Raw genomic sequence first — 4134 nt, forward strand, 5'->3', positions numbered from 1 at the left:
CGGCCGGCGCGGCCGCCAGCACCGGGTGGAACGTGCCCCGGGCCACGGCCCTCTCCAGATCGTCGATCAGCGTGTCGACGTCGATCTCCTCGCCGCCGAGATAGCGGTCCATGAGGGTCTCGTCCTCGCTCTCCGCGATGATTCCCTCGATGAGCCGCCCCCGCGCCTCGGCGATGAGCTCCCGCTGCGCTGCGTCCGGGGCCGCCTCGCGGCGCGTGCCCGTGGAGTAGTCGAGGATCCGCTCCGTGAGCAGGCCGACGAGGCCGGTCACCGGCGCGTGACCGTCGGCCCCCTCCGTACCGCGCACCGGCAGATACAGAGGCAGCACCGCGTCGGGGTCGTCGTGCCCGAAGAGATCCGCGCAGACGGCGGTGAGCTCGGTGAAGTCCGTACGGGCCGTGTCCAGGTGCGTGACGACGACGGCCCGGGGCATGCCGACGGCAGCGCACTCCTCCCACAGCATCCGGGTGGAGGCGGCGATCGCGTCGGCCTCCTGGGCGGCCGAGACGACGAAGAGGGCAGCGTCCGCCGCGCGCAGACCGGCCCGCAGCTCCCCGACGAAGTCGGCGTACCCCGGGGTGTCCAGCAGATTGACCTTGAACCCGTCCCAGGCGACGGGCACCAGCGAGAGCTGCACGGAACGCTGCTGCCGGTGCTCGATCTCGTCGTGGTCGGAGACCGTCGCCCCGTCCTCGACCCGGCCCGCCCGGCCGACCGCCCCGGCCGCCTGCGCCAGCGCCTCGACCAGGGTCGTCTTGCCCGATCCGCTGTGGCCGACCAGCACCACGTTCCGTACCGCGGCGGGCCGGTCGGCCGTCGGAGCCCCTCCGGCGGCTCCGGTGGGGGTGTTCGCCTTGTCGCCCATGGTGTTCCTCCCGACTGCGTGCGACGCACGGTGGGGTGGGGCGCGGGCGCAGGGGGAGTGGCGTCACGCGGAGCGGCTCCGGCGGTGCCCGCGGTGGTCCTTCGAGCTTGGCACCGACACCGGGAGGCGTCCATACGTCCCGGCGCGCACGCCCCGGGACCGGCCTCCACGCGCGTGCTCCCGGGGCACGCCGACGCGGCGGGACGGGTGCGCTCCGGTGCGGCGCCGACCGCGTGGCTACGATGGGTGAGCCGGTGGTCATTGGGGCCGCGCGGCCCACCGAACCTCGGGAAGGCCATGCTGAACAAGTACGCGCGTGCGTTTTTTACGCGTGTCCTCACACCGTTCGCCGCGTTTCTGCTCCGCCGGGGCGTCAGCCCGGACGCCGTCACGCTCATCGGCACCGCGGGAGTGATGGCCGGTGCGCTGGTCTTCTTCCCCAGGGGCGAATTCTTCTGGGGCACGATCGTCATCACCCTCTTCGTCTTCTCCGACCTGGTCGACGGCAACATGGCCCGGCAGGCGGGGATCTCCAGCCGCTGGGGCGCCTTCCTCGACTCGACGCTCGACCGCGTCGCGGACGGGGCGATCTTCGGCGGCTTCGCGCTCTGGTACGCGGGCCGCGGTGACGACAACGTGCTGTGCGCCGTGTCGATCTTCTGCCTGGCCAGTGGTCAGGTCGTCTCGTACACCAAGGCGCGCGGTGAGTCCATCGGCCTCCCGGTCGCCGTCAACGGCCTGGTCGAGCGCGCCGAGCGGCTCGTGATCTCACTGGTCGCCGCCGGTCTCGCCGGGCTGCACGCCTTCGGCGTGCCGGGCGTCGACGTGCTGCTCCCGATCGCGCTGTGGATCGTGGCCGTCGGCAGCGCGGTGACCCTCGGGCAGCGGGTCGTGACGGTACGGCGCGAATCGGCCGAGGCGGACGCCGCGGCCCCGGGGGGTGGGGCGGCGTCATGAGCGCGCTGAAGGACCGGCTGACCGACGGCCTGTACGGGCTGGGCTGGTCCACCGTGAAGAAGCTGCCCGAACCGGTCGCCGCGGGCCTCGGCCGGCGGATCGCCGACACCGCCTGGAAGCGGCGTGGTGCGAGCGTGCTCCGCCTGGAGGCCAACCTCGCGCGCGTGGTGCCGGACGCCACTCCCGAGCGCCTCGCCGCGCTGTCGAAGGCCGGCATGCGCTCGTACATGCGCTACTGGATGGAGTCCTTCCGGCTGCCGACCTGGAGCACCGAGCGCGTCGCGAGCAGCGTCTCCATCAAGGACATCCACGTCATGACGGAGACACTCGCCTCCGGGCGCGGTGTCGTCCTCGCCCTGCCGCACCTGGCCAACTGGGACCTCGCCGGCGTGTGGGCCACCCGCGCGCTCGGCGTGCCCTTCACCACCGTCGCCGAGCGGCTGCGGCCCGAGTCGCTCTACGACCGCTTCGTGGCCTACCGCGAGTCCCTCGGCATGGAGGTCGTACCGCACACCGGCGGCGCCGCCTTCGGCACCCTCGCCCGGCGGCTGCGGGCCGGCGGTCTGGTCTGCCTGGTGGCCGACCGTGACCTCTCGTCCTCCGGCAGCGAGGTGACCTTCTTCGGAGAGCGCGCCCGTATGCCCGGCGGCCCCGCCATGCTCGCCCAGCAGACCGGCGCGCTGCTCCTGCCGGCGACGCTCTGGTACGACGACACCCCGGTCATGAAGGGGCGCATCCACGCGCCCATCGAGGTCCCCGAGACAGGCACCCGGGCCGAGAAGACGTCCGTGATGACACAGGCGCTGGCCGACGCCTTCGCCGAAGGCATCGCGGATCACCCGGAGGACTGGCACATGCTGCAACGACTGTGGCTCGCGGACCTGGACGAGCGCGGGAAGGGCCGCAGACCGTGAAGATCGGCATCGTCTGCCCGTACTCCTGGGACGTCCCCGGCGGCGTCCAGTTCCACATCCGCGACCTCGCCGAGCACCTCATCCGGCTCGGCCACGAGGTCTCCGTCCTCGCCCCCGCCGACGACGACACCCCGCTGCCGCCGTACGTCGTCTCCGCCGGCCGGGCCGTCCCCGTGCCGTACAACGGCTCCGTGGCCCGGCTCAACTTCGGCTTCCTCTCGGCGGCGCGGGTACGGCGCTGGCTCCACGACGGCACCTTCGACGTCGTCCACATCCACGAGCCGACCTCGCCCTCGCTCGGCCTGCTCACCTGCTGGGCGGCGCAGGGGCCGATCGTCGCCACCTTCCACACGTCCAACCCGCGTTCGCGGGCGATGATCGCCGCCTACCCGATCCTCCAGCCCGCCCTGGAGAAGATCAGCGCCCGGATCGCCGTCAGCGAGTACGCCCGCCGGACGCTCGTCGAGCACCTCGGCGGCGACGCGGTCCTCATCCCGAACGGCGTCGACGTGGACTTCTTCGCCCGCGCCGAGCCGAAGAAGGAGTGGCAGGGCGGCACGCTCGGATTCATCGGCCGCATCGACGAACCCCGCAAGGGCCTGCCGGTCCTCATGCGGGCCCTGCCGCGCATCCTCGCCGCGTGCCCGGAGACCCGGCTGCTGGTGGCCGGACGCGGTGACGAGGAGGAGGCCGTCGCCTCGCTGCCCGCCGCGATGCGCTCCCGGGTGGAGTTCCTCGGCATGGTCAGCGACGAGGACAAGGCGCGGCTGCTGCGCAGCGTGGACGTGTACGTGGCGCCCAACACCGGCGGCGAGAGCTTCGGCATCATCCTCGTCGAGGCGATGTCGGCCGGGGCGCCGGTGCTCGCCTCCGACCTGGACGCCTTCGCACAGGTCCTCGACCAGGGGGCGGCGGGTGAACTGTTCGCCAACGAGGACGCGGACGCCCTCGCCGACGCGGCCGTCCGCCTCCTGGGCGACGAGGCCCGCCGGACCGAGCTGAGCCGGCGAGGCTCCTCCCACGTGCGCCGCTTCGACTGGGCCACGGTGGGCGCGGACATCCTCGCCGTCTACGAGACGGTGACGGACGGCGCCGCGGCGGTGGACACCGACGAACGCGCGGGCGGACTGCGGGCGCGGCTGGGCCTGTGACGGGACCGGCGGACCCGGTACGACACCGGCCCCCCGGGCCGCCCGCCCGCCCCCGGCCCGTAACGGACCCCCGGCCGGACCTCAGCGCCCCCGGATGCTCCGTCGCCCCGCGGGGCAGGCTTGCCCCATGCCTTCGATCACCCGGCTCGACCTCGGTCACTTCACCCGGCCCGCCGACGAATGGGGAGGCCCCCACGCGCGCGTGGAGCCCTCCCTCGCCTATCTCGTCCGCCACCCGGGCGGCAGC

At 73.5% G+C, this 4134-nt stretch carries 4 protein-coding genes; 3 read left to right on the plus strand and 1 reads right to left on the minus strand.

Features of this window, described 5'->3' with window-relative positions; all coding sequences use genetic code 11:
• The coding region (locus RIF68_RS29480; RefSeq protein WP_309054335.1) for a GTP-binding protein at window positions 1-865 on the minus strand (865 nt) is incomplete at its 3' end.
• A gap of 297 nt (window positions 866-1162) precedes the next feature.
• On the opposite strand from RIF68_RS29480, the gene pgsA reads away from it, so the two are divergent.
• The 3 genes from pgsA to RIF68_RS29495 are packed head-to-tail and all read left to right on the plus strand — an operon-like array spanning window position 1163 to window position 3887.
• Entirely contained in the window at window positions 1163-1822 is a 660-nt protein-coding gene (gene pgsA / locus RIF68_RS29485) for a phosphatidylinositol phosphate synthase (protein WP_309054336.1), read from the plus strand.
• A complete protein-coding gene (locus RIF68_RS29490; RefSeq protein ID WP_309054337.1) occupies window positions 1819-2736 on the plus strand; it encodes a phosphatidylinositol mannoside acyltransferase in 918 nt (305 codons plus the stop codon). The genes pgsA and RIF68_RS29490 overlap by 4 nt, the downstream gene beginning before the upstream one ends.
• Window positions 2733-3887, plus strand: coding sequence for a glycosyltransferase family 4 protein (locus RIF68_RS29495; RefSeq protein ID WP_309054338.1), 1155 nt, complete (start codon window positions 2733-2735; stop codon window positions 3885-3887). The genes RIF68_RS29490 and RIF68_RS29495 overlap by 4 nt, the downstream gene beginning before the upstream one ends.
• The last annotated feature ends 247 nt before the right edge of the window (window positions 3888-4134 follow it).

The organism is Streptomyces sp. (assembly GCF_031178505.1).
GTDB classification, from domain to species: Bacteria; Actinomycetota; Actinomycetes; order Streptomycetales; family Streptomycetaceae; genus Streptomyces; species Streptomyces gulbargensis.

What these genes read in the sequence shown, in the direction of transcription:
- pgsA (WP_309054336.1), top strand. Translation starts at nt 1,163, where the DNA reads ATGCTGAACAAGTACGCGCGTGCGTTTTTTACGCGTGTCCTCACACCG.
- RIF68_RS29490 (WP_309054337.1), top strand. Translation starts at nt 1,819, where the DNA reads ATGAGCGCGCTGAAGGACCGGCTGACCGACGGCCTGTACGGGCTGGGC.